Source organism: Streptomyces sp. NPDC054961 (assembly GCF_053609145.1).
On sequence record NZ_JBSGWY010000002.1, the window covers coordinates 110,598 to 133,600 of the forward strand.

Annotated in this window: 21 protein-coding genes and 1 pseudogene; 12 read left to right on the forward strand and 10 right to left on the reverse strand. The window is 73.7% G+C overall.

Features of this window, described 5'->3' with window-relative positions:
• Positions 1-104: 104 nt before the first annotated feature.
• The 5 genes and pseudogenes from ACWF9Z_RS02690 to ACWF9Z_RS02710 form a co-directional block, all read right to left on the reverse strand.
• The gene (locus ACWF9Z_RS02690; RefSeq protein ID WP_453596709.1) at positions 105-1,604 is read right to left on the reverse strand and encodes an aldehyde dehydrogenase family protein; all 1,500 of its coding nucleotides are present in this window, start codon (positions 1,602-1,604) and stop codon (positions 105-107) included.
• A pseudogene (locus ACWF9Z_RS02695) lies at positions 1,601-3,370 on the reverse strand (N-acyl-D-amino-acid deacylase family protein); the annotation flags it as partial. The pseudogene ACWF9Z_RS02695 and the gene ACWF9Z_RS02690, both read right to left, overlap by 4 nt.
• 159 nt (positions 3,371-3,529) lie before the next feature.
• A complete protein-coding gene (locus tag ACWF9Z_RS02700) occupies positions 3,530-4,651 on the reverse strand; it encodes an LLM class flavin-dependent oxidoreductase (RefSeq protein WP_453596711.1) in 1,122 nt (373 codons plus the stop codon).
• Between the two features lie 134 nt (positions 4,652-4,785).
• On the reverse strand, positions 4,786-5,580 hold the full coding sequence (locus tag ACWF9Z_RS02705) for an SDR family NAD(P)-dependent oxidoreductase (RefSeq protein ID WP_453596713.1): 795 nt from the start codon (positions 5,578-5,580) through the stop codon (positions 4,786-4,788).
• An 18-nt stretch (positions 5,581-5,598) separates the two neighbouring features.
• Entirely contained in the window at positions 5,599-6,546 is a 948-nt protein-coding gene (locus ACWF9Z_RS02710) for an LLM class F420-dependent oxidoreductase (RefSeq protein WP_453596715.1), read from the reverse strand.
• A gap of 167 nt (positions 6,547-6,713) precedes the next feature.
• Here ACWF9Z_RS02710 and ACWF9Z_RS02715 point away from each other — a divergent pair, with 167 nt between their 5' ends.
• The 3 genes from ACWF9Z_RS02715 (at position 6,714) to ACWF9Z_RS02725 (ending at position 8,174) form a co-directional block, all read left to right on the forward strand.
• A complete protein-coding gene (locus ACWF9Z_RS02715; RefSeq protein WP_453596717.1) occupies positions 6,714-6,986 on the forward strand; it encodes a hypothetical protein in 273 nt (90 codons plus the stop codon).
• Positions 6,983-7,375, forward strand: coding sequence for a type II toxin-antitoxin system VapC family toxin (locus tag ACWF9Z_RS02720; protein WP_453596719.1), 393 nt, complete (start codon positions 6,983-6,985; stop codon positions 7,373-7,375). Before ACWF9Z_RS02715 ends, ACWF9Z_RS02720 begins: the two co-directional genes overlap by 4 nt.
• A gap of 70 nt (positions 7,376-7,445) precedes the next feature.
• A complete protein-coding gene (locus ACWF9Z_RS02725) occupies positions 7,446-8,174 on the forward strand; it encodes a transmembrane-type terpene cyclase (protein WP_453596721.1) in 729 nt (242 codons plus the stop codon).
• Here the strand turns inward: ACWF9Z_RS02725 and ACWF9Z_RS02730 are convergent.
• On the reverse strand, positions 8,146-9,069 hold the full coding sequence (locus ACWF9Z_RS02730) for a L,D-transpeptidase family protein (protein ID WP_453596723.1): 924 nt from the start codon (positions 9,067-9,069) through the stop codon (positions 8,146-8,148). The genes ACWF9Z_RS02725 and ACWF9Z_RS02730 overlap by 29 nt on opposite strands.
• On the reverse strand, positions 8,990-9,727 hold the full coding sequence (locus ACWF9Z_RS02735) for a sensor histidine kinase (RefSeq protein ID WP_453596725.1): 738 nt from the start codon (positions 9,725-9,727) through the stop codon (positions 8,990-8,992). Before ACWF9Z_RS02735 ends, ACWF9Z_RS02730 begins: the two co-directional genes overlap by 80 nt.
• Between ACWF9Z_RS02735 and ACWF9Z_RS02740 the strand changes: the two genes are divergently transcribed.
• Together ACWF9Z_RS02740 and ACWF9Z_RS02745 are read left to right on the forward strand one after the other, a co-directional pair.
• On the forward strand, positions 9,726-10,874 hold the full coding sequence (locus tag ACWF9Z_RS02740) for a hypothetical protein (protein WP_453596727.1): 1,149 nt from the start codon (positions 9,726-9,728) through the stop codon (positions 10,872-10,874). The two genes, ACWF9Z_RS02735 and ACWF9Z_RS02740, sit on opposite strands and share 2 nt — an antisense overlap.
• A gap of 169 nt (positions 10,875-11,043) precedes the next feature.
• Entirely contained in the window at positions 11,044-11,484 is a 441-nt protein-coding gene (locus ACWF9Z_RS02745; RefSeq protein WP_453596729.1) for an NUDIX hydrolase, read from the forward strand.
• A gap of 48 nt (positions 11,485-11,532) precedes the next feature.
• On the opposite strand, the gene ACWF9Z_RS02750 is transcribed toward ACWF9Z_RS02745, so the two are convergent.
• Together ACWF9Z_RS02750 and ACWF9Z_RS02755 are read right to left on the reverse strand one after the other, a co-directional pair.
• Positions 11,533-12,024 carry a DUF6086 family protein gene (locus ACWF9Z_RS02750; protein WP_453596731.1) on the reverse strand — a complete coding sequence of 164 codons (492 nt, stop codon included), beginning with the start codon at positions 12,022-12,024 and terminating at the stop codon, positions 11,533-11,535.
• Positions 12,021-12,920 (reverse strand): trypsin-like serine peptidase, encoded by a 900-nt coding sequence (locus tag ACWF9Z_RS02755; protein ID WP_453596733.1) that lies wholly within the window; start codon positions 12,918-12,920, stop codon positions 12,021-12,023. The genes ACWF9Z_RS02750 and ACWF9Z_RS02755 overlap by 4 nt, the downstream gene beginning before the upstream one ends.
• Before the next feature lie 171 nt (positions 12,921-13,091).
• Here ACWF9Z_RS02755 and ACWF9Z_RS02760 point away from each other — a divergent pair, with 171 nt between their 5' ends.
• The 4 genes from ACWF9Z_RS02760 to ACWF9Z_RS02775 all read left to right on the forward strand — a co-directional run bounded on the left by ACWF9Z_RS02760 (position 13,092) and on the right by ACWF9Z_RS02775 (position 16,666).
• A complete protein-coding gene (locus ACWF9Z_RS02760) occupies positions 13,092-14,249 on the forward strand; it encodes an alpha/beta fold hydrolase (protein ID WP_453596735.1) in 1,158 nt (385 codons plus the stop codon).
• 4 nt (positions 14,250-14,253) lie between these two features.
• Positions 14,254-14,901 (forward strand): HAD family hydrolase, encoded by a 648-nt coding sequence (locus ACWF9Z_RS02765; RefSeq protein ID WP_453596737.1) that lies wholly within the window; start codon positions 14,254-14,256, stop codon positions 14,899-14,901.
• Between the two features lie 38 nt (positions 14,902-14,939).
• Entirely contained in the window at positions 14,940-16,109 is a 1,170-nt protein-coding gene (locus ACWF9Z_RS02770; RefSeq protein ID WP_453596739.1) for a helix-turn-helix transcriptional regulator, read from the forward strand.
• 296 nt (positions 16,110-16,405) lie between these two features.
• Positions 16,406-16,666: a hypothetical protein gene (locus ACWF9Z_RS02775; protein ID WP_453596741.1), complete on the forward strand. Its 261-nt coding sequence runs from the start codon at positions 16,406-16,408 to the stop codon at positions 16,664-16,666.
• Between the two features lie 96 nt (positions 16,667-16,762).
• Here ACWF9Z_RS02775 and ACWF9Z_RS02780 read toward each other — a convergent pair whose 3' ends face one another.
• Positions 16,763-17,983, reverse strand: a complete 1,221-nt coding sequence (locus ACWF9Z_RS02780; RefSeq protein WP_453596743.1) for an amidohydrolase family protein — start codon at positions 17,981-17,983, stop codon at positions 16,763-16,765.
• Positions 17,984-18,136: 153 nt separating this feature from the next.
• On the opposite strand from ACWF9Z_RS02780, the gene ACWF9Z_RS02785 reads away from it, so the two are divergent.
• The 3 genes from ACWF9Z_RS02785 to ACWF9Z_RS02795 all read left to right on the forward strand — a co-directional run bounded on the left by ACWF9Z_RS02785 (position 18,137) and on the right by ACWF9Z_RS02795 (position 22,964).
• Positions 18,137-21,307, forward strand: a complete 3,171-nt coding sequence (locus ACWF9Z_RS02785; protein WP_453596745.1) for a BTAD domain-containing putative transcriptional regulator — start codon at positions 18,137-18,139, stop codon at positions 21,305-21,307.
• A 221-nt stretch (positions 21,308-21,528) separates the two neighbouring features.
• Positions 21,529-21,717, forward strand: a complete 189-nt coding sequence (locus ACWF9Z_RS02790) for a hypothetical protein (protein WP_453596746.1) — start codon at positions 21,529-21,531, stop codon at positions 21,715-21,717.
• A gap of 449 nt (positions 21,718-22,166) precedes the next feature.
• Positions 22,167-22,964, forward strand: coding sequence for a class I SAM-dependent methyltransferase (locus tag ACWF9Z_RS02795; RefSeq protein ID WP_453596748.1), 798 nt, complete (start codon positions 22,167-22,169; stop codon positions 22,962-22,964).
• The last annotated feature ends 39 nt before the right edge of the window (positions 22,965-23,003 follow it).

Consider the following 23,003-nt stretch of genomic DNA (forward strand, 5'->3'; position numbering starts at 1 on the left):
GTTGCGCGCGGGGGGCCTCGTGACGGGGCGCGCCCGCACCCAATAATCCACGGCCTCCAGCGCCGGCCGGGGGGGGCGCCCCCCGGCCCGGCCTGCGGGAACGGTCAGCCCGTCCAGACGATCGACTGGATCTCGCTGTAGGCCTGCAGCGCGTACGAGCCCACGTCCCGTCCCACGCCCGAGCGCTTGAAGCCGCCGAACGGCGCCTCCATGTTCCGCCCGATGGTGTTGACGCCGACCCCGCCCGCGCGCAGCCGCCGCGCCACCCGGAAGGCGCGCGCCGCGTCCCGGGACCACACATAGCTCAGCAGCCCGAAGTCGCTGTCGTTGGCCAGCGCCACCGCCTCGTCGTCGTCCCCGGCGGCTCCGTCGAAGGGGACCACCACGACGACCGGGCCGAAGATCTCCTCGCGGACCACCCGCATGTCGTTCGTGCAGTCGACCAGCAGGGTCGGGGCCACGTAGAAGCCCTTGCCGCCGGCACCGACCACCGGGCGCTCACCGCCGAAGGCGATCCGCGCGCCCTCCTTCTTCCCCAGCTCCACGTACGACTCCACGCGGTCCCGGTGCGCCGCCGAGATGACGGGGCCCACCACCGTGCCCCGCACGGTGGGGTCGCCGACCTTCATGAAGGCCAGGTAGCCCGTCAGCTTCTCCACCAGCTGCTCGTACACCGACCGGTGCACGATCACCCGGGTCGGAGCCGTGCAGATCTGCCCGGAGTAGAAGGAGAAGGTGGTGCCGATCCCCTGCACCGCCGCGTCCAGGTCCGCGTCCGCGAGGACGACCGCCGCGCCCTTGCCGCCCAGCTCCATCAGCTGCCGCTTCATCGTGCGGCCGCAGACCTCGGCGATCCGCTGCCCGACGCCCGTGGAACCGGTGAAGGACACCATGTCCACGTCCGGGGAGTCCACGGCCGCCTCGCCCACCTCCACCGAGGTGCCGGAGACCACGTTCACCACGCCCGCCGGGACGCCGGCCTCGTGCAGCGCCTCGGCCATCCGGAACACCGACAACGGGTCCTGCGGGGCCGGCTTGACGACCACCGTGTTGCCCATGGCCAGCGCCGGGGCCACCTTGCCCGCCGGGTTGGCCCACGGGTTGTTGTACGAGGTGATGCAGGTGACGACCCCGACGGGCTGGCGCACCTCCAGTGCGCCCAGCACGCTCGCCGCGCCCATCGGGCCCGCCTCGGTGACCTGCGGCGGCAGCCCGCGCTCGACCGGCTCCAGGGCGCCCTTCGCGTACCGGCGGAAGCGCGTCACGCCCACGCCGACCTGCATGCCCCGCGCGGTCCCGGTCGTGGCGCCCGTCTCCGCCTGGGCCAGGGCCGCCCACGGCTCGTACTCCCGCTGGATGATGTCGGCGGCCCGGTCCAGGATCGCCGCCCGCTCCTCCGGCCTCGTACGGGACCAGCCGGCGAAGGCCCCGGCCGCGGCGCGCGCCGCGTCCTCGACCTGGGCGCGCGAGGCCTCGGGGGCCAGGCCGACGACGGATTCGTCGGCCGGGTTGACCACCTCGTAGTGGCCGCCGGACGGTTCGACCCACTCGCCGCCGATGTAGAGCTTCTGGGCCTGCGGCTTCCGGGGCTGCGGGGAACTCATCGCGTGCTCACCGTCCTCGTGTCCCGGCCCGACCGGAGCACGATCCCGGGGACCGCCCCCGTGATCTCGTCGTCGCGGATGGTCTCCACCCCGTTGACGCGCACCGACACAATGCCGACCGCCCGCGCGTCCAGCCGCGGACTGTCCCCGGGCAGGTCGTGCACGAGCGTGGCCGGTCCGGCCTCGATCCGCTGCGGGTCGAAGAGCACCAGGTCCGCGTGGAACCCCTCGGTGATCCGGCCGCGCTCGCGCAGCCCGAACAGCTGGGCCGGATCGTCCGTGAGCATCCGTACCGCCTGCTCCAGCGGCACCAGCTTGCGGCCGCGCAGGCAGTCCCCGAGGAATCGGGTCGTGTACGGGGCCCCGCACATGCGGTCCAGGTGGGCTCCCGCGTCGGACCCGCCGAGCATGACGTCCTCGTGCTGCCAGGTCTCGGCGCGCAGCGCCCAGCTCGCCGGGTCGTTGTCGGTGGGCATGGGCCACAGCACGGTGCGCAGGTCGTCGTTGGCGCAGATCTCCACCAGGCAGTGGAAGGCGTCCTGGCCGCGCTCGGCGGCGATGTCGTCGACGACGCGGCCGGACAGGCCCTCGTTCGCCTCGCTGTAGGTGTCGCCGATGACGTAGCGCCCGAAGCGGGCGAGGCGCCGGAAGACGCCGGCCTCCTTGCTGTCGGCGCGGCGCAGCATCTCGGCCCGTACGTCGGCTTCGCGCAGTTTCGCGATCCGCTCGGGGACGGGCAGGGCGAGGATCTCGCCCCAGCCGGGGATGAGGTTGAGCGCGCAGAACGTGCCGAGCGACATGTTCATGGGCGTCAGGATCGGCATGGTGAGCGCCACGATCCGGCCGCCCGCCTTGCGGGCGCGCTCGCTCGGGATCAGCTGGCGCGGCACGCGTTCGGGGACGGAGGCGTCGATGGTCAGGACGTTCCAGTTCAGGGGCCGGCCGGCGGCCGCGCTCATGTCGACGAAGAGGTCGATCTCCTCGTCGGCGAACTGGTCGAGGCAGCCCGCGACGATGGCTTCGAGCTGGGTGCCCTCGTGTTCGGAGACGGCCCGGGAGAGGGCGAGCAGCTCGTCGGGCCGGGCGTGCCGGGAGGGCACGGGGGCGCCGGAGCCGTCGGAGTGGGTGGAGGACTGGGTGGTCGACAGGCCCCAGGCGCCGGCGTTCATGGCGTCGTGGAACAGGTCGAGCATCGCCTCCATCTGTTCGGGGGTGGGCTGTCCGCCGACGGCGTCCTCGCCCATCACGTGCCGGCGCAGCGCGCAGTGGCCGACCATGAAGCCGGCGTTGACGGCGATGCGGCCGTCGAGCGCGTCGAGGTACTCGCCGAAGGTGGACCAGGTCCAGTCGACGCCTTCCTCGAGGGCCTTGAGGGCCATGCCCTCGACCTTGCTCATCATGCGGCGGGTGTAGTCGGCGTCGTCGGGGCGGGCCGGGTTGAGGGGGGCCAGGGTGAATCCGCAGTTGCCGCCCGCGACGGTGGTCACTCCGTGGTTCATGGAGGGGGTGGCGTACGGGTCCCAGAACAGCTGGGCGTCGTAGTGCGTGTGCGGGTCGATGAACCCGGGGGTGAGGACGAGGCCCGTCGCGTCCTCGCTGGTGGTGGCCGGTTCGGTGACCGTCCCCGGTGCGCCGATGGCGACGATCCGGCCGTCGCGCAGGCCGACATCCGCGACGCGGGCGGGGGCGCCGGTGCCGTCCACGACGGTGGCGCCCTTGATCAGGTGGTCGAGCATGACGTCCCTTCTGCCGGTGTGCGCGGTGCGCGCCGTGTCCCGGGGCTCCGCCCGCGGGGTGCGGGGGCTCCGGGCCCCCGCGTGCCCCGGCCGGAGCCCGCCGGGCCGGCCGCAGCCACGGCATGACTCCGGCCGGGGCCGGTTCGGGGCGGCGGTCCGGGAAGACGCCGCCCCCGTTCCCCCGCCGGGTCAGACGGCCTGGCGGAAGCGGGTGGTGCGGTGCACCGGGTCCGTGTCGATGTGCGGGATCACGTGCTCGCCGATGAGCTTGATGCTGGTCATCGTGTCCTCGTAGGACACTCCGGTCGGCAGGCCGAAGGAGAGCTGGTCGGCGCCGGCTTCCTCCCAGCGCTTGCACTGCGCGCGGACCTCGGAGGGGTCGCCGCAGATCAGGAGTTCCTCGGCGATCAGGAGCTCGATGATCTCCGCGTTGTACTCGGGCAGCGTCTCCGGCCACTCCGGGATGGCCTCGGGCCGCGGGAAGGTGTCGTGGTAGCGGAAGACCAGCGACTGGAAGCGGTTCATGTTGGCGTTGACGGCGATCTCGACGGCCTTGTCGTGGGTCTCGGCGCAGATCGCGGTCGAGGTGACCATGACGTTGTCGTTGACGAAGGCGCCGATGGCCTTCGCCTCCTGGATCGCGGTCTTGTACTGCTCGAGCACCCAGGCCATGTCGGAGACCTTCTGGACGCTGAAGCCGAGGACTCCGAGGCCCTTCTTGGCGGCCATGGCGTACGAGGAGGGGGAGCCGGCGGCGTACCACATGGCCGGGTGGGCCTTGCCGTACGGCTTGGGGAAGATCTTCCGCGGCGGGAGCGACCAGTGCTTGCCCTGGAACCCCTCGTACTCCTCCTGGAGGAACATCTTGGGGAACTCGGCGATGGTCTCTTCCCAGATCTCCTTGGTGCCGTTCATGTCCTCGATGCCGGGAAGGAAGCCGAGGATCTCGTGGCTGCCGGCGCCGCGGCCGGTGCCGAACTCGAAGCGCCCCTTGGAGAGGTGGTCGAGCATGGCGACCTTCTCGGCCACCTTGACCGGGTGGTTGACCGGGGCGAGAGGGTTGAAGATGCCGGAGCCGAGGTGGATGCGCTCGGTGGCGTGGGCGAGGTACCCGAGGAACACCTCGTTCGCCGAAAGGTGCGAGTACTCCTCCAGGAAGTGGTGCTCGGAGGCCCAGGCGTACTTGAAGTTGGACTTGTCCGCCTGAATGACGTACTCGGTCTCCTCGATCAGCGCCTTGTGCTCTGCCTCGGGGTCGACCTTGGACCGCGCCTCAGGCACGTATCCCTGCACAAAGAGCCCGAATTCCAAGGGGATTCACCGTCCTTCTGTTTCTGACGTTGCGTCAGATTCGATGTCACGACTGTTCCATCGCGGGGGCGGGAGCGTCAATACCTGACGCTCCATCAGATGAGCTGGAGCACTGCTCGCAGGGCGGCGGCCGCTCAGAGGATGCTGACGCCCGCCATCCAGCCGCCGTCGATCACGAACGGCTGGCCGGTGATGTACGAGGAGTCCTCGCCGGTCAGGAACAGCGCGAGCTTCGCGATCTCGTCGGGCCGGCCCACCCGCCCCATCGGCACCACGCGCTTGTAGAGCTCCGCCATGGCGTCGCGGGCCTCGTCGGTCATGTTGTCCGGGTCCAGCAGCCCCGGGTTGGCCATGGGGGTGTCCACGGCCCCCGGGCACATCGCGTTGACCCGGATGTTCTTCGCCGCCAGCTCCAGCGCCGCCACCCGGGTCAGGCCGAGGATCGCCGCCTTGGTCGCCGCGTACGCGCCCACGTACGCCATGCCCGTCAGGCCGGTGTACGAGGAGGTGTTGACGATCGTGCCGCCGCCGGCCGCCTCGATCTCGGGGGCCAGCGCCTTGATGCCGAGGAAGGCGCCGACCTGGTTGACCTGGATCACCTGCTGGAACTCCTCCAGCGGGGTCGTGGTCAGCTCGTTGAAGCGCAGGATGCCCGCGTTGTTGACCAGCCCGTCGACCGGGCCGAAGGCCTCCTTGGCCGCGGCGACGGCGGCCGCCCAGTCCTCCTCCCGGCTCACGTCCATCCGCACGTACCGGGCCCGGTCCTCGCCGATGTCCTTGGCGACCGCCGTTCCCTGCTCGTCCAGCACGTCGCCGAGGAGCACCTTGGCGCCCTCGGCGGCGAAGAGGCGGGCCTCCTGCTCGCCCTGCCCGCGCGCCGCACCGGTGATGATGACGACGCGCCCGTCCAGCTTGCCTGGCTTGCCCATGTGTTCGCCCCTCCGTGGTCAGTCGTTGAGTAGGGGGCCCACTTCGGACCCGAAAGCCGTGATCTGGTCGATGAGTTCGGCCCGGTCCCGGTTGCGGAAGCGGACCTGGATCTGGTCGATGCCGAGCGCCCCGTACGCGCGCAGGGACTCCGCGAGCTGCTCCGCCTTGCCGGTGAGGGTGCGGCGGCCGGTGTCCCAGCCGGGCTCGCCGACGTAGAGCGCCTCGGTGATCGCGCCGAACTCGATGGGGCCGGCGACCCCGGCCTGCGCGCGGAGCTCCTTGATCCGGGCGATCTGCGCCGGGAGCTTGTCGCGCGGGTCGCCCTGCGGCAGCCAGCCGTCGCCGCGCACGGCGGCCCGGCGGACGGCGGCGGGCGAGGAGCCGCCGACCCAGACGGGGATGCGTTCCTGGGCGGGCCGGGGCAGTTGCCCGAGGTCCTTGAAGGAGAACAGCTCGCCCTCGAACTCCGGGTACTCCTCTGGCCCGAGGGCCGCGCGCAGGGCGTCGAGGGTCTCGTCGAGCACGGCCCCGCGGCGCGCGAAGTCGACGCCGAGGGCCTCGAACTCCTCCTGCACGTGCCCGGCGCCGACGCCGAGGATCAGCCGGCCCCCGGAGAGGTGGTCGACGGTCGCGTACTGCTTGGCGCTGAGCAGCGGATGGCGCAGGCCCAGGATCGCGACGTGGCTCAGCAGCCGCACGTTCTCGGTGATCCCGGCCAGGAAGGACAGGGTGGCCACCGGGTCGTACCAGACGGTGCTCATGGGGCCGGCCATGCGCCGGGGGATGGCCACATGGTCGCAGGTGGCGAGGTAGCCGAAGCCGGCCCGGTCGGCCGCCCGCGCGACCGCGGCCAGATCGGCCGCGCCGGCCCCCGCCTCCCAGGGCTCGGCGTAGATGGTGCTCTGCGACTGGATCGGGAGCTGCATCCCGTAGACCAGCCGACCTTCCGGAAACACGCGCGCCATGGGCCGTACCCGCCTCGTCCTCGTCTGCCGATTCGTCATACCGACGGTCGGGGCCATCGTCGTAGCTGACGGTCCGTCAGGCAAGGGGCTGGACGGGATGCGGAGGCCGCGGGGCGGGACCGGGCGGGAGGTGAGTCAAATAACAGGAGTTTTGTTACGATGGGCTCATGGCAGACCAGCCCGCACCCGGCGAAGGCCCGACCCGGCCCGTGTCCGTCTCGCTCCACGAGGGGACGATCGCGGCACTCAAAGCGCGCACCGGCAAGCGCGGCATGTCCGCGTACATCGAAGCGCTCGTACAGCGCCAGCTCGAACGCGACCGGCTCCGCGAGCTGATCGAGGACTCCGAGTCCGTCAACGGGCAGGCCGACCCGGCGGCGGTCGAGACGAAGCGAGCGATCTTGCGCGGCGGCGCGGCGGCTTCATCGGACGCCGCGTGAGCGGTGCCCTGGTCCTCGACTGCGAAGGTCTCTCCCTGCTCGTGCGGCAGGATCCCGGCCTGCTGGAATGGCTCACGGCCGCGGAAGCCGAGGACATCCGGGTGGTCGTCAGCTCGGTCACCCTCGTCGAGGCGCGCGACCCCCGGGTGAACCAGGCCCGATTCGACCACGCGGTCTCCCGCGTGAACATCGTCCCCCCGAGCGAGGCCATCGCCCGGCACGCGAGCAGGCTTCTCGCTGCCGCGGGGCTGCACGGGCACAAGTACGCGCTGGACGCCATCGTGGCGGCAACCGCCCTTGACCAGCCCGGACCCGTCACCCTGCTGACCTCCGACCCCGAGGACCTGTCCGTGTTCTGCGGGAAGCGGGTCCGGATCGCCGGGGTCTGACGGCAGGAGTCGCGGGAACGTCGGGCCCGAGGTCTATGTGCCGCTGCCGGGCGGCCGCTAGGGTGCGCGCGTGGATCTGTTTCTGACCCTGGTCAGCGGGGTGGCGTGGACCGTCGTGTACGTCGAGGCGATCCGGGTGGGGCTGCGGGACCGGACGTACGCGATGCCCGTGGCGGCCCTCGCGCTGAACTTCGCGTGGGAAGCGACGTACGCCGTCAACGAGTTCCGTACCGGAGTCTCGGCCCAGGGCGTCGTCAACGTGGTCTGGGCCGTCGCCGACATCGTCATCGTGTACACGTACCTGCGCTACGGGCGGGCCGGGTTGCCCGGCTTCGTGACCCGGCCGCTGTTCGCCCTGTGGAGCGCGCTCGTCTTCGTGACGGCCTTCGCCGTGCAGTGGCTGTTCCTCGCCCACTTCGGCGCGCACGACGCGTCCCGCTCCTCGGCCTTCCTGCAGAACCTGCTGATGTCGGGGCTCTTCATCGCCCTCTACGCGAGCCGGCGCGGCCGGCACGGGCAGTCGCTCGTCATCGCCGTCGCCAAATGGATCGGCACCCTCGCGCCGACCTTCCTCTTCGGGGTCCTCGAGGACGCGCCGTTCGTCCTCGGGCTGGGGCTGCTGTGCGCGGTCTTCGACCTCGCGTACGTCGCCCTGCTGGCGGTGGACCCCGCGGCGTCGGACCCGGCGTCGGACCCGGCGTCGGACGGGCGCGGCGTCCGCGCGGGAGCGGCGGGCGGCCTCTGGGCCCGCCCCGGCGCCGGCTCCGCGCTCAGAAGCCCTTCGGGCCCATCACGATGACCGGCTTCGCCGCCGGGTCGAGGGTCTCCAGGACCTTCTTCATCGCGTCCTTCGGGATGCCCACGCAGCCCTGCGAGGGACCGTCGTGGTCCACGTGGAGCCAGATGTTGCCGCCCTTGGTCTCGCCCTCCGGCTTCGTCGGGTCGAGCGGGCTCACCCCCGGCTTGCGGTTGAAGTCGATGGCGACGACGTAGTCGAAGGAGCCCCGCAGGGACTCGCCCTCCACCCCGAGTCCCGTCGCCACGAAGGAGCGGTCCTGGTCGTACGGGAACTTCGTGCCCGGCGGCTTCGGCAGCAGCCCGCCCGCGTCGGTGAGCGCGAACACTCCCTCGGGGGAGGTCAGGTCCCCGTACGTGCGCTCCGTGGACCAGCCCTTCGCCCCGTTCCGCGCGGGCCAGCTCGCGCTCTTGGCCCAGTCGGCCCCGGTCGCCGGGCGCGTGTACAGGGCCGCCGTGGACTCCGAGGAGTCCGCCGCCTTCCCGGTCACGAGGACGAGCTGGAGGGCGTCCGCGGGGATCTTCGCGCGGGTCTGCTCGCTGACCTCGGGCAGGCCCTGCAGACCGTCGCGCTCCGTGCCGCGCGCGGCGCGCGCGCCGGCCGGCGGGCGGGCGTCGGCGGCCCGCGGGGCGGCGTTGGCCGGGGGCTCGTGCACGATGTACACCCAGCCCGCGCCGAAGCCGAGGAGGCCGAGGGCGGCCACGGCCGCGAGCGGGCGCGGGGTGCGCAGCGCGCGCTCTCCGGCGGCGCGGGAGCGCCGGGCACCCCGGCGGCGCCCGCCGCCCCCGGAGGGACGGCTCTCCAGGGGCTGGCCGCTCTCACGGAACGGGCCGCTCCCCCGGGAGGACGAACGGGACGGACGGGACGGACGGGAGCCGGCTCGGGCGTGCTTGCTCATTGTCCCGACCGTACACAGCCGATCTTCGGTTTGGTTGACCGGTCAAACGGCCGGGCGTTTCCTCCACCGTGGACGCCGCCGGGAACCGGACCCGGACCGTCAGCCCGCCCCCGGGGCCCGGATCGGCCCGCGCCGTCGGTTCGGCGCCGTGCGCCCGCGCGATCGACGCGACGGTCGAGAGCCCCAACCCGGCCCCCTCGCCCGCCGTGTGCTGCCGCTCCGCCCTGCGCCGGAAGGGCTCCAGCAGCCCCGGCACGTCCTGCGGCGCGATCACCGGTCCGGTGTTGCACACCGTCAGCACCCCGTCGGAGGAGGTCTCCACCTCCAGGCGTCCGCCCGTGCGACTGTGACGTACGGCATGGGCCGGCAGGTTCCGCACCGGATGGCCCAGGAGCGTCCGGTCGCCCCTGACGGTCGGCGGCGTGAGCTCCCGCACGACCGTCAGGTGGCGGCCCCCACCCGGCGGTCCACGCGGCGGCCCGTCACCGACGCCGGCGCTACGGGCGGGGCAGGGGGTGACGACCGCATGCGGACGGAGATGAACAGGAGCGTTCCGGACGAACGTCCTCGTGTCCGGAACGCACCTGTTCCTCCTCGTACCGGCGCGGCGAGGATGGCCCCGCTCGACTTCATTCGTAGCCGGTCTTGGGGGATCCATGGCAACGAGAACGACGCGCACGGGCCTCGCGGCGGCGGGGAGCCTCCTCGCCGCACTCGCGACGGCCACACCCGCGCACGCGGCTCCGGGGGGATCCGCCGCGCACTGCACCCCGTCCGTCCAGGCGCTGGAGACCCTGCCCGGAACGGACGATCCGCACCCGAGCCCCTGGGTGCGCCGCACCGAGGTCAGCGCCATCGCGCCCGGACCGGCGCGGCTGGCCGTGGGCGTCAACTCGACCCGTCCCGTGTACTGGATCGGGACCAAGGTGTTCGCCGTACCGATGCCTCCGGGCACCGTCTCCGGCCGGGTCGCGGCCGTCAACCGGTCCGGCCTCATGGTCGGCACGCTGAGCACCCCCGAGGGCCCCCGGGCCTTCAGCTACCGGGCGGGCGACCCCGCCGTCACCCTGCTGCCCGGCGGGGAGGCCGCGAACGGCGTCAACGACCGGGGCGTGATCGTCGGCAGCGCCCGGGACGCGGCCCGGGAGCAGGAGATCCCCTTGCGGTGGAACGCCGCCGGGGTCCGCCGGGAACTGCCCCTGCTCGCCGGGACCCGATTGGCCTGGCTGGCCGGCATCAACAGCTCCGGGCAGGTCGCCGGCAACGTCCTGGTGCCGCAGAGCCCCGTCGGCGGGCCGCCCTGGCTCCGCCGGGGCGGCTCCTGGTCCGCCGGTCCGGCCGGGACTCCCGCCGTACTGCAATCCTCCGACCGCCCGGGAGACGTCTACGCCGTCCGGGCGGTCGACGATTCCGGCAGGCTCGTCGGCTACCACGTCGACCCGGAGAAGCCGGGCCCGACGGGAACCGTCTGGAAGGGGCCGGGCCGCACGCCCGTGGACGCGCCCCTGGCGGCCGGCGCCTCGACCGGCACCTTCGAAGCCGTCAGCCCGAACACCGGCGTGATGGTCGGTGTGGCCGAGTACCGCGACCCGGTCCCGCCGCCCGAGCCCGACCCGGGCATCAGGGCGCAGTACTGGACCGGCCGCGGCCCGATGCGCGTCCTGCCCGGCCTCGACCCGGCCGGCTACACCGCCGCGTTCGCCGTGACGGACGACGACCGGGTCGGCGGCACCGCCCTGGACGCGCAGCAGCGGTCCCAGCCGGTGATCTGGACCTGCGCCTCCGGGCAGGCGTACGTCCCGTAGGAACGGCCCGGGTGCGCCGCCCGGTCCCGCGCCGGGGCCGGGAAGGTCCACCAGTCACGGCACCGGGGCCGAGCGGCGCACACCGTCCGGGCGCCACCCCCGGACCACCGCGCACCGGGCGCCCGTCAAACCCCTGCCGTCCCCCGCGGCCCCGTCGTACGCTGATCTGATGCGAACTCCACGGCAGGCTGCAAGGATTGTCGTAGTCAACCCCGCCGGATCGGTGTTTCTGTTCCGCGAGAACAACATCGAGGTCGGCATCCACTGGCTGCCGCCGGGCGGCGGGATCGATCCCGGGGAGACGCCCGAGGAGTGCGTGCGGCGGGAGCTGCGGGAAGAGACCGGGTGGACCGACCTGGAGCCGCAGCGGCTGCTCTGCACCTGGGAGCACGACTTCACGTACCAGGGCACTCCCGTGCGCCAGCACGAGCACATCTATCTCACGACGGGCCCGCACCGCGACCCCGTCCCCGAGTACCCCGAGGCCCACTGGCGCTGGCTGTCGCCGCAGAACCTCGCCACCCTCGGCGAGCCGCTGTGGCCGCCGCGGCTCGCCGAGCTGCTCGGCGAAGCCCCGTCCGAGCCGGTGCACTTGGGGCTCATCGCCTGAGTCCCGTGCGGACGGCCGGTTCGCCGGTGTCCCGGTCCGCCGCCCCGCTCAGCGGGGCATCGCCCCGGACAGCTCCCGCGCGGCGGACCGCACCCGTGCCAGGCGCGCGGCCTCGTAGGAGCCGGGGGCCGGGGAGGAGGACGCGGCGGGGGGCGGGAGCGACGCCGCGGGACCGGCGGCCCGGGGCCCGAGCCGCACGTCCCGGCCCCCCTCCGCCGACCCGGCCGCCGACGCCGGCGACTGCGACTGCGATACGCACGCGCCCGCACGCTCCGCCAGTACCAGCACGGTGGCGACGAAGCCCTGCGAGAGGGCGATGATGACCGCGTGGCCGGTGCTCCCGTGGCGGGAGAGGAGGGCCTCGTTGAAGACGCCGAGGGCCGCCGGGTCGATCCGGCACGCGTCGTTCTCCAGCGGACCGATGCCCGAGGGGACGCCGAGCTCGGCTTCGAAGACGCCCAGTTGGGCGTGGAAGAGCCGGGCGGCGCCGTTCGAGGGGTTCCAGACGGTCTCGTCGCCGACGTCGTAGTACTGGCTCACCCCGCGGCCGCGGCCCCGGCCGCCGTGCCCGCTCCGGCCCCGCCCGCCCCGGCCGTCGCCCGCGCGTACAGCGCCGCGGCGTAGCCGTTGAGGATCGTGCTCGTCGAGACGTCGTCCGTGTCCCCGCCCGTCAGGATTCCGATGATCTTTCCGTCGGCGGCGATCCACGCGCTGCCGCTCGTGCCGCCCGGGAAGTCCGCGCAGTCGAAGCGCTGTTCCGTCGGCGTGGACCGGATCGCGCGCGACGTGCAGGTGCGCGGGACCTTGCGGTCCGCCGGATAGCCGGTCACCGTCACCTCCTCGCCCGTGCGGCCCGTGGTGTCCAGGACGGCCGCGCCGGTGACGTCCTCGATGGTGCGGCCCGAGGCGTCGGGGGCGAGGCGGGCGAAGGCGAGGTCGTAGTCATCGTCCGTGTCGTCGGACCAGTGGGCGTCCTCGAAGACCTCCTCGATCTTCCAGGTGCCGTACGGGGCCCGCCCGTCCGCGTACGCGGGTGCGAAGATCGCCCCGCCTTCGCCGGCCTGGCCCGCGAGCAGACAGTGGCCCGCGGTGACGATCAGGTTGCGCCCGGGGCTGTGCACGACCGTGGCCGTGCAGAAGTGATCCCCGGTCACATCGCCTTCGAACAGGGCTCCGGCGAACGCCGCCGGCCCGCCGGCCTTGGGGGCCGAGGCCGACGGCCCGGGGCCCGGGCTGGTCGAACCGGTCGACAACTGAGGCTGTTTCGGCGATTGCGACTGCGATGGACGGGCGGTGGAGGACGTCGTCGGAGGCGCCGCCTGCGCGTGCGCGGAGGCCTTGCCGTCGTCGACCGGCACCACCTTCGTCATCACGGCGGACGCGGCCAGCGCCGCCACCGCGCACAACACCCCGGTCACCACGGTCCGCTTGTCCACCACAGACACCCCTCCCCACTTTGCTCTGGCGAAGCATGCCTTGCGGACCACGCCTGTCGCAAGACGCATCCCGGCCGACCTCATCAGCCGCCCCCTCCCGACCAGTTGACAGCGAACGGCCCCCGCCCCACACTCATCCGTATCCACTGGAAACAGTTTACGGAGGACACAATGATCGCCGCCCTCGCGACCCTCACCACCGCCGCCCTCGCCACCCCCGCCGCCGGCCTCCTCGTCCACCGCGCACTGCGCCGCGCACGGGCCGCCGACGCCCTGCGGATCGACTCCCCCCGGGGCATCGACGAGCGCGGCTTCGTCCGCATCGGCGGCATCGACCAGTGGATCTCGGTCCGCGGAGAGGACCGGGCCAACCCCGTCGTCGTCGAGGTCCACGGCGGCCCCGGCGCCGCCAACTCCGTCTACACGGCGCGCACCCGCGCCTGGGAGCGCCACTTCACCCTCGTCCGCTGGGACATGCGCGGCGCCGGCAAGACCTTCGGCCGGGGCGGGCCGGAGGGCCAGGGCGAAGCCACGTTCGAGCGGCTCCAGGAGGACGCCCTGGAGGTCACCCGCTACGCCCGGCGCCTGTTGGGCGCGGACCGGGTGGTGCTCCTCGCGAACTCCTACGGCAGCGCCTTCGGACTGCGGCTGGCCCGCGCGCACCCCGAGCTCTACTCCGCGTACGTCGGCACCGACCAGAACATCCACACCGGCGGCCGCGACACCGGCGCCCACGACGCGCTGCTGGAGCGGCTGCGCGCCGCCGGGAAGCACCGACAGCTCGCGCGGGTACGGGAGATCGGACCGGACCCGTACGGGTGGTCGCCGCGGCAGCGGGCGACGTACGCCAAACTCACGGCGCAGAGCGACCCGTTGACGCTCGACACCCTCAAGAAGGTGGTGCTGGGCTCGATGTGGCTGTCCCCCCTGCACTCGCTGCGCGATCTGCGGGACTACTTCCAGGGGCAGTCCTTCTCCGAGCGGATCACCGCCGGGACGGCCGGGTTCGACGACCGGGCCGACGGCACGCGCTTCGAGGTGCCCTTCTTCGTCTTCCAGGGCGCACACGACGTCCTCACCCCGCCGGCTGCCGCCCGCGCGTTCTTCGACGAGGTCGAGGCCCCGTTCAAGCACTTCGCGCTGATCGAGGACTGCGGCCACTTCGCCTCCTTCCGCCGCCCGGACCGCTTCCTGGACCTCCTCCTGACCCACGTCCGCCCCCTCCTCACGGCCACGCCGGCCACGCCGGCCACTCCGGCCCCGCAGGCCGAGCGGGCCGTTGCCCAGGGGTGGGCGTCCGGGGGCGGGCGTCCGAGGGTCGTAGGCTGAGCGGATGATCCGCACCGTCGTCCTGGACGTAGGCGAGACCCTGACCCGCGATGACCGCTACTGGGGGTGCTGGGCCGACTGGCTCGGCGTGCCCCGGCACACGCTGTCCGCGCTCGTCGGCGCGGTCGTCATCGACGGCCGCGACAACTCCGACGCGCTCCGGCTGCTCCGTCCGGGCATCGACGTCCAGGCCGAGTACGCGGCCCGCGAGGCGGCGGGCCGCGGCGAGCAGCTCGACGAGACGGACCTGTACGAGGACGTCCGCCCCGCCCTCTCCGCCCTCCGGGCGGCCGGGGTCCGCGTCGTCGTCGCGGGAAACCAGAGCCCGAAGGCCGGCACGATGCTGCGCGCGCTCGGCCTGCCGGCGGACCTGGTCGTGACGTCCGGGGAGTGGGGCGTGGCCAAGCCCGAACCCGCCTTCTTCCACAAGGTGCTGGAGGTGTCGGGCGCCCCCGCGGCACAGACCCTGTACGTCGGCGACCATCCGACCCATGACCTGGTCCCGGCGCGCGCGGCCGGCCTGCTGACCGCCCATCTGCGGCGCGGCCCCTGGGGGTTCTGGTGGGCCGACGCGGTGCGCGCGCGGCGGGCCGCGGACTACTCGATCGACTCATTGGCGGAACTGGCCGGGCTGGTCGCCGCCGGGGCATAGCGGGCGCCATCCGGTCCGCGGACCAGTACGGTGCGTGCATGGCCGATCACATCGGGCAGCGCATCGCAGCGCGGCGCCGTGTCCGACACCTGACCCAAGCCGACCTCGCACGCGAGTCCCATGTCTCCCTCGCCATGGTGAAGTCGATCGAGCGTGGCGTCCGCACCCCGTCCGCGGCCCTTCTCGAAGCCCTCGCGTCGGCGCTCGGCGTGGACCCCTCGAGGCTGGACCGTTCGTACACGGGCACGCGTCGCAAGGTCCACACGGCGCTGCCCTCGATCTCGGCCGCGATCGCGGGGTACGACGTCCCGCTCGCCCCGCCCGCGCGCCCGCGCCCCGAGCTCGAGTCCGCCGTCGCCGAGGCGACCGGGTGGCGGCTGGCCGCCCAGTACGGGCGGATCGCCGGCGAGGCGCCGGGCCTGCTGACGGAGTCACTGGCGCATCTGCACGCCGCGTCGGGTGCCCATCGGGCGTCCGCGGCCCGTCTGGTGGTGGCGGCGGCCCGCGCGGCCGACGCGGTGGCCTACAAGGTCGGCGCGCACGACCTGTCCGCGCGCCTGATCGACGTGATGCGATGGGCGGCCGTGCGGACCGAGGATCCCGACATCGGCGCGGTCGCCGCGTACGTCCACGCGGAGACGTTCTTCGCGGCCCGCGCCCACCTGGCGGGGCAGATCACCCTGGAGCGGGCGCTGGACACCGGGCCCTGCCCGGCTACCGCTCAGGCGGCCGCACTCCGGGGGGCGCTGCACATGCGGACGGCCGTGGTGGCCGCCCGCGCCGGTGCGGCGGACGCGGCGCACGCCCACCTGCGCGAGGCCGGACGGTTCGCCGGGCACCTGGAGGAGGGCATCTACCTCGGTACGGCCTTCGGCCCGTCCAGCGTGCGCATCCACCAGGTGGCGGTGGCCGTCAGCCTCGGCGGCGACCACATCGGCCGGGCGCTGGAAATGGCGGGGAGCTGGACGCCGGGGGACGAGATCCCCGCCGAACGCCGGAGCGGTTTCCACGTCGAGATCGGCCGCGCCCAGCTGTGGGCCGGCCGGCCGGACGCCGCGTTCGAGTCGCTGAAGGCCGCCCGCCGTCTGGCACCGCAGCACGTCCGCGAACACCCGTGGGCCCGGGAGGACATCGAGACGATCCGTCGGCTCAAGCGCGCCGACACCGGGTCGCTGAGCTCGTTCGCGCAGTGGATCGGCGCGGTCTAGCCGTACGGCCCGGTGAGCGCGGCGCACCCCCCGGAGGGTGTGCGGCGCACCTCTTGCGGGTGTACCGACCGCTCGAGGGCTACACCGTGTATCCGTTGCGGCCCATTCCGCCGCCCATCATCGGTCTGCCCGCACGGAACGAGCAGAGGGGAGGGGCCCATGGCCGATCCGGTCGTAGCCGACGTCGCGGACGTGAGCGTGGAGCGCCTGCATGGACAGGCCTGTTGGGATTGCGGTGCCGTCGGAGAGGGGCTGATCCCGGCGGGCGAGGCGCTCGTCGCGGGTTTCAGCGTGAGATGGCCGATCGTGAAGTGTTCGCGGCACGTCGAGAGCGGATCGGGCAGGTGATCGCCGCACCGGCCGTGGCCTGCCACCTGGCGCCCCTGCCCGCCTCGGTCTCCCGGCTCACCCACGACCAGGCCCTCGGGCGGGCGTGCGTCTCCTGCGGGGCCCCGCTCGCCGCGGGCGCCGTCGAGCGCGGGACCGTCCACGGCGCGCAGGGCGTCCACGTCACCTCGGCAGAGGTCTGGTCGTGCCCGGCACCCGAGCGTCCGTGACGCGCGTCCGCCGCCGTCGCGAGCGCACGCGGCAGGCCCTCCGCGCGGGCGGGTCCGCACCGGGTCCGGTCCGGACCCGGTGCGCGCCGCCGCGGGCTACGCCCCCGGCCAGAGGCCTTCCGGGGTGAGGCCGAGGAGGTCGATCGCGTTGCCGCGCACGATGCGGTCGACCACGTCCGGCGCCAAGTGGCCCATCTGGGACTCGCCGACCTCGCGGGACTTGGGCCAGGTGGAGTCCGAGTGGGGGTAGTCGGTCTCGTAGAGGACGTTCGCGACGCCGATCGAGTCCAGGTTCTTCAGGCCGAAGGCGTCGTCGAAGAAGCAGCCGAAGACGTGCTCGGCGAAGAGCTCCGACGGCGGGCGCAGCACCTTGTCGGCGACGCCGCCCCAGCCGCGGTTCTCCTCCCAGACCACGTTCGCGCGTTCCAGGATGTACGGGATCCAGCCGATCTGGCCCTCCGCGTACATGATCTTGAGGTTCGGGAAGCGCTCGAACTTGCCGCTCATCAGCCAGTCGACCATCGAGAAGCAGCAGTTGGCGAAGGTGATGGTGGAGCCGACGGCCGGCGGGGCGTCCGCCGAGGTGGACGGCATGCGCGAGGAGGAGCCGATGTGCATGGCGATGACCGTGCCGGTCTCGTCGCACGCCTCCAGGAAGGGATCCCAGTCGTCCGTGTGGATGGAGGGGAGTCCCAGGTGGGGCGGGATCTCCGAGAAGGCGACCGCCCGGACCCCGCGCGCCGCGTTGCGGCGGACCTCGGCGGCGGCGAGGCGGGCGTCCCAGAGCGGGACGAGGGTGAGCGGGATGAGGCGGCCGTGGGCGGCCGGGCCGCACCACTCCTCCACCATCCAGTCGTTGTACGCGCGCACGCCGAGCAGGCCGAGCTCGCGGTCCTTGGCCTCGGTGAAGGTCTGCCCGCAGAAGCGCGGGAAGGTCGGGAAGCAGAGGGCGGACTGGACGTGGTTGACGTCCATGTCCGCGAGGCGGTCGGGAACCGAGAAGGAGCCCGGGCGCATCTGCTCGTACGTGATGACTTCGAGCTTGATCTCGTCGCGGTCGTATCCGACGGCCGTGTCGAGCCGGGTGAGGGGTCGGTGCAGGTCCTCGTACACCCACCAGTCGCCTATGGGTCCGTCGTCGCCCTTGGTCCCCATGACGGGGGCGAACTTCCCTCCGAGGAAGGTCATTTCCTTCAAGGGCGCGCGGACGATGCGGGGGCCGATGTCGTGGTACTTGGACGGGAGCCGGTCCCGCCAGACGTGAGGGGGCTCAACCGTGTGGTCGTCCACCGAGATGATCTTCGGGAAGGTCTCCATGCCTTCACGGTAGCGTCAATCTGACGAACCGTCAGCTAGTTGGACGGGTAAGGGTTCCGGATCCGCCGGGACTGGCACCGCTACGGGCTGACGTGTACGCGCAACACAGGGCAGACTGACCCTTACACCTAAGGAAGGCAGGGGGGACACCAGATGGACGGCATACCGGCCATCCCGCACCAGCGGAACCACCCCGAGACCGGTGACGCCGCCGCGGTAACCGGAGTCGTGACCGCAGGCGTACCCGGAGCCGACACCGGAGTCGACACCGCCACCGCGAGAGCCACAACGGCCGGAAGCGGCACCGCTGATGCCCACGCCGACCCGGCCCGCGGCGCCGCCGATGCCCACGCCGACGCCGCCGCCCGCAACCGCTTCGCCGTCCTCGGCCCCCTCCGCGCCTGGCGCGGGCCCGATCCGCTGCCCTCCGGGACCCCGCAGCAGCGCGCCCTGCTCGCCGTGCTCCTGCTCCGCGACGGCCGCACCGCCACCGCGCCCGAACTCATCGACGCCATCTGGGGCGAGGACCCCCCGCAGCAGGCGCTCGCGACCATCCGTACGTACGCCTCCCGCCTGCGCAAGATCCTCGACCCCGGCCTCCTCGTCAGCGACGCCGGCGGCTACGCGATCCGCCTGCCCCACCCCGAGGCCCTCGACCTCGGCATCGCCCGCGCCGTGGCCGCCGACGCCGAGGCCGCGCGGAACGAGAAGGGGGACCGCGCGCTCGCCCGTACGCTGCTGGCCCGCGCCCTGAACCTGTGGGACGGCGAACCGCTGGCCGGCGTACCGGGACCGCACGCCGAAACCGAACGCACCCGGCTCGCCGAGTGGCGCCTCCAGCTGCTGGAGACCCGCCTCGACCTCGACCTCGAGCTCGGCCACCACGCCGAGGCCGTCTCCGAACTCACCGCCCTCACCGCCGCGCACCCCCTGCGGGAACGGCTGCGCGAGCTGCTGATGCTCGCCCTGTACCGCAGCGGCCGGCAGGCCGAGGCCCTCGCCGTGTACGCCGACACCCGCCGGCTCCTCGCCGACGAACTCGGCGTCGACCCCTGCCCCGAACTCTCCGACCTCCAGCAGCGCATCCTGCGCGCCGACGCCGAACTCGCCCGCGCCGAAGACCCCGCACCGGCCGCCGCGCCCGTCCACGTGAGGCCCGCACAATTGCCCGCCACCGTCCCCGACTTCACCGGCCGCGCCAGCTTCGTGAACGAACTCGGCGAGATCCTCGCCGGCGTCGAGGGCCAGGTCATGGCCGTCTCCGCGCTCGCCGGCATAGGCGGCGTCGGCAAGACCACCCTCGCCGTGCACGTCGCGCACGCCGCGCGCCCGCACTTCCCCGACGGGCAGCTCTACGTCGACCTCCAGGGCACCGAGGCCCGCCCCGCCGAGCCCGAGGCCGTCCTCGGCTCCTTCCTGCGCGCCCTCGGGACCCCGGACGCCTCGATCCCCGACTCCCCCGCCGAACGGGCCGCGCTCTACCGCTCCACCCTCGACGGCCGCCGCGTCCTCGTCCTCCTCGACAACGCCCGCGACGCCGCGCAGGTCCGGCCGCTGCTGCCCGGCACCGCCGGCTGCGCCGCCCTCGTCACCAGCCGGGTCCGCATGGCGGGCCTCGCGGGGGCCCATCTCGTCGACCTCGACGTGATGAGCCCCGAGGAGGCCCTGCAGCTGTTCACCCGGATCGTGGGCGAGGAACGCGTACGCGCCGAACGGCAGGCCGCGCTCGACGTGGTCGGCGCCTGCGGGTTCCTGCCGCTGGCCATCCGCATCGCCGCCTCCCGCCTCGCCGCGCGCCGCACCTGGACGGTGTCCGTCCTCGCCGCCAAGCTCGCCGACGAGCGCCGCCGCCTCGACGAGCTCCAGGCCGGCGACCTCGCCGTCAAGGCCACCTTCGAGCTCGGCTACGGCCAGCTGGAACCCGCCCAGCAGCGCGCGTTCCGCCTGCTCGGCCTCCCCGACGGCCCGGACATCTCCCTCGCCGCCGCGGCCGCCGTACTGGACCGCCCGGAGCACGCCACCGAGGACCTCCTCGAGGCCCTCGTCGACTGTTCCCTCCTGGAATCGGCCGCGCCCGGCCGCTACCGCTTCCACGACCTCGTACGCCTCTACGCGCGTGCATGCGCCGAGCGCGACGAGCAGCCGCCGAGCGGACGCGACGCGGCCCTGGACCGGCTGCTCGACTTCTACCTGGCCACCGCCGCCGGGGTGTACGGGCTGGAGCGGCCGGGCGACCGCCTCGTCGCCCACCTGTCCGCCACCCGCTACCCCGGGCTGGTCTTCACCGAGCCGCGCTCCGCCCAGGACTGGCTGTACGCCGAGGCCGATCCGCTGCTCGCGTGCGTCCGGCAGGCCGCCGCGCACCCGGCCGGGCAGCGGGCCGATGGACCGGCGGCCGCAGGGACGGGCGCCGGGACGGGCGCCGGGACGGACGTCCTGCGCCGGGCCGTCGACCTGCTGTGGGCCGCCAAGGACCTCGCCGAGTCGGGTGCCAACTCCAAGCAGTACGAATCGGCCGCCACCGCGCTGCGCGACGCCGCGCAGGGCGCGAAGGACCCGTACGCGGAGGGCCGCGCCCGCACCACGCTCACCAACACCCACCTGGTCGCGGGCCGGTTCGCCGAGGCGGACGACGAGGCCCGTCAGGCCACGCTGCTCGCCCGCACCGCCGGGGACCCGCTGCCCAGCTGCTGGGCGCCCAACGACCGCGGGATCATCGCCCTCTACGAGGGCCGCTACAGCGACGGCGAGCGGTACCTGCTGGAGGCCATCGCCAACTTCCGGGCCGACGCCAACTACGTCGGCGAGGCCAGCGCCCTGTGCAACCTCTCCCGCATCCACGTGGAGCTGGGGCGGCTGAGCAGCGCCATCGACCTCGCCCGGCAGGGCATCGCCATCTACGACCGGATGGGGCTCACGCTGCGGCTGGCCAACGGCCGCTACGCGCTCGGCATCGCCCTCACCCAGGCCGACCGGCTCTCCGAGGCGCACGCGCAGCTCAGCGAGGCGCTCACGCTGTTCCACGAGAACCGCCAGCCGCTGTGGGAGGGCGTCACGCACTTCCGGCTGGCCAAGGTCCACCTGGCCGCACGCCGGCCCACGCTGGCCGCCTCGCACGCCGAACAGGCCATCGCGCTCCGGGGCATCGGCGGCGAGTGGCGCCGCGCGACGGTGCTGACAGTGCTCGGCCGGGCGCTGCGGCAGCTGGGGCAGCGGGACCGGGCGCGGGTGTGCTGGCGGGACGCGGAGGTCGTGTTCACCCAGCTCAAGTCGCCGGAGCTGACCGAGGTGCGGGCGCTGCTGGCGGCCGAGATCGCCGCCTGAGGCGCGTGCCGGGCGGCGCGTTCCCCGGGCCCCGGGTCCGGGCGCCGGGCTCCGCCGCCCGCGCTGAATGAGGCGTTCATCGTTCGTTTATCGCCTCCCGACAGGATGGTGTTCACCGACTCGAGGTACCGGGGGGGCACCCGAGTCGGCTGGAGGACCACCCGTTCGGCGGTCCACGGGGGAATCGCCGAACGGGCCCGACCCATCCATCAGGAGATCCGATGACGACGAACGAGAACATCCTGCCGACCGACGGTGACATCAAGCCGCTCGACAACCACGCCTCGGGCGTCGAAATCAAGCCGCTCGACAACCACGCCTCGGGTGCCGAGATCAAACCTCTCGACAATCACGCCTCTGGCGAGGACATCGTGACGCTGGACAACCACGCGTCGGGTCCGGGTCTGTAGGTCCATCAGGACGCGTACGGCCCGGGTCGTGGACCACGGGGGGACACGGGGGACCGGGTCGTACGGCACGTACTGCCACGGGGGACCGGAGGTCACGGGGGACCGACGGGGTACACGGGGGAACGGGGGGGGGGCGGGGGCCCGGGGGGGGCCCCCCCCCCCCCCCCCACCCCCCCCCCCGCCCCCCCGCCCCGCCCCCCGGGGCCCCCCGGCCCGCGGGCGCACGGGGCGGCGCGGGGGCGCGCGCCGGCGGGGGGGGGGCCCCCGGGGGGCGGGGGGGGGGGGCGCCCCCCCCCCCCCCCGCCGCACACCCCTGTCCGGGACCGGCTGCCGAGACCGGCGGGCCCTGCGGCCCGTGCGGCTCTCGCGCGGGCCGACGCCGTAGCGGCCCGCGCCGTCGGTGACCGCGTGGCCCTGCTCGCCGAGTGCGCCAGGATTAGGCTGACGGTGTGTTCACCTCCCAGGGCCCGACCCTCCGCGAACTGGCCGTACAGGCCCTGTCCTCCGTCGAGCGGGGCTACGACCTGCTGGCCCCCACGTTCGACCAGACCCCCTTCCGCACCCCCGACCGGATGCTCGACGCGGTCGAGGAGACCCTCGCGGACCGCGAAGGCTCCTTCGGCGCCGGGCTGGACGTGTGCTGCGGGACGGGCGCCGGGATCGGCATGCTGCGGCGGCTGTGCCGGGGCCGGGTGACCGGGGTGGACCTCAGCGCGGGAATGCTGGCGCAGGCGGAGCGGGCCCACGCGGCGGGCGACGCCCCCGGCGCCGACCGCGTCGGCGGGGCGACGGGCGGGGAGACGGGCGGGGAGACCGGCCCGCGCCGGGTCGACTTCCTGCGCGCCGACGCGCGGGCGCTCCCGGCCGCGCTCGGGAACTCCTACGACCTGGCGGTCAGCTTCGGCGCCTTCGGCCACTTCCTCCCGGCCGAGCGCCCCGCCGTCTTCTCCGGGGTCCACGCGTCCCTGCGGCCGGGCGGCGTCTTCGCCTTCCCCATCGGCGCTCCGATCCCGCCGAGCCACCCGGCGTGGTGGGCGGTGGCCGGCTTCGACGCCGCGATGCGGGTGCGCAACGCCGTGTGGCGGCCGCCGTTCGTCATGTACTACCGGACCTTCCCCCTGGGCGGCGTCCGCACCGACCTGCGCGCGGCCGGCTTCACCGTCGAGACCGTCCCCCTCTCTCACTTCGGCCACCGCCCGGACGGCGCGCCGCGCTGGCGCCTGGTCCTGGCCCGCCGGGCGGCCTGAGGGCCCGGGGGAACGCCGTCCGGGCCGGAGCGCCCGCGC

Coding starts and splice junctions, on each gene's coding strand:
- ACWF9Z_RS02745 (WP_453596729.1), top strand. CDS start 11,044: ATGCGAACTCCACGGCAGGCTGCAAGGATTGTCGTAGTCAACCCCGCC.
- ACWF9Z_RS02785 (WP_453596745.1), top strand. CDS start 18,137: ATGGACGGCATACCGGCCATCCCGCACCAGCGGAACCACCCCGAGACC.
- ACWF9Z_RS02730 (WP_453596723.1), bottom strand. CDS start 9,069: ATGAGCAAGCACGCCCGAGCCGGCTCCCGTCCGTCCCGTCCGTCCCGT.
- ACWF9Z_RS02790 (WP_453596746.1), top strand. CDS start 21,529: ATGACGACGAACGAGAACATCCTGCCGACCGACGGTGACATCAAGCCG.
- ACWF9Z_RS02760 (WP_453596735.1), top strand. CDS start 13,092: ATGATCGCCGCCCTCGCGACCCTCACCACCGCCGCCCTCGCCACCCCC.
- ACWF9Z_RS02775 (WP_453596741.1), top strand. CDS start 16,406: ATGGCCGATCGTGAAGTGTTCGCGGCACGTCGAGAGCGGATCGGGCAG.
- ACWF9Z_RS02710 (WP_453596715.1), bottom strand. CDS start 6,546: ATGGCGCGCGTGTTTCCGGAAGGTCGGCTGGTCTACGGGATGCAGCTC.
- ACWF9Z_RS02770 (WP_453596739.1), top strand. CDS start 14,940: ATGGCCGATCACATCGGGCAGCGCATCGCAGCGCGGCGCCGTGTCCGA.
- ACWF9Z_RS02740 (WP_453596727.1), top strand. CDS start 9,726: ATGGCAACGAGAACGACGCGCACGGGCCTCGCGGCGGCGGGGAGCCTC.
- ACWF9Z_RS02780 (WP_453596743.1), bottom strand. CDS start 17,983: ATGGAGACCTTCCCGAAGATCATCTCGGTGGACGACCACACGGTTGAG.
- ACWF9Z_RS02690 (WP_453596709.1), bottom strand. CDS start 1,604: ATGAGTTCCCCGCAGCCCCGGAAGCCGCAGGCCCAGAAGCTCTACATC.
- ACWF9Z_RS02765 (WP_453596737.1), top strand. CDS start 14,254: ATGATCCGCACCGTCGTCCTGGACGTAGGCGAGACCCTGACCCGCGAT.
- ACWF9Z_RS02705 (WP_453596713.1), bottom strand. CDS start 5,580: ATGGGCAAGCCAGGCAAGCTGGACGGGCGCGTCGTCATCATCACCGGT.
- ACWF9Z_RS02735 (WP_453596725.1), bottom strand. CDS start 9,727: ATGGATCCCCCAAGACCGGCTACGAATGAAGTCGAGCGGGGCCATCCT.
- ACWF9Z_RS02715 (WP_453596717.1), top strand. CDS start 6,714: ATGGCAGACCAGCCCGCACCCGGCGAAGGCCCGACCCGGCCCGTGTCC.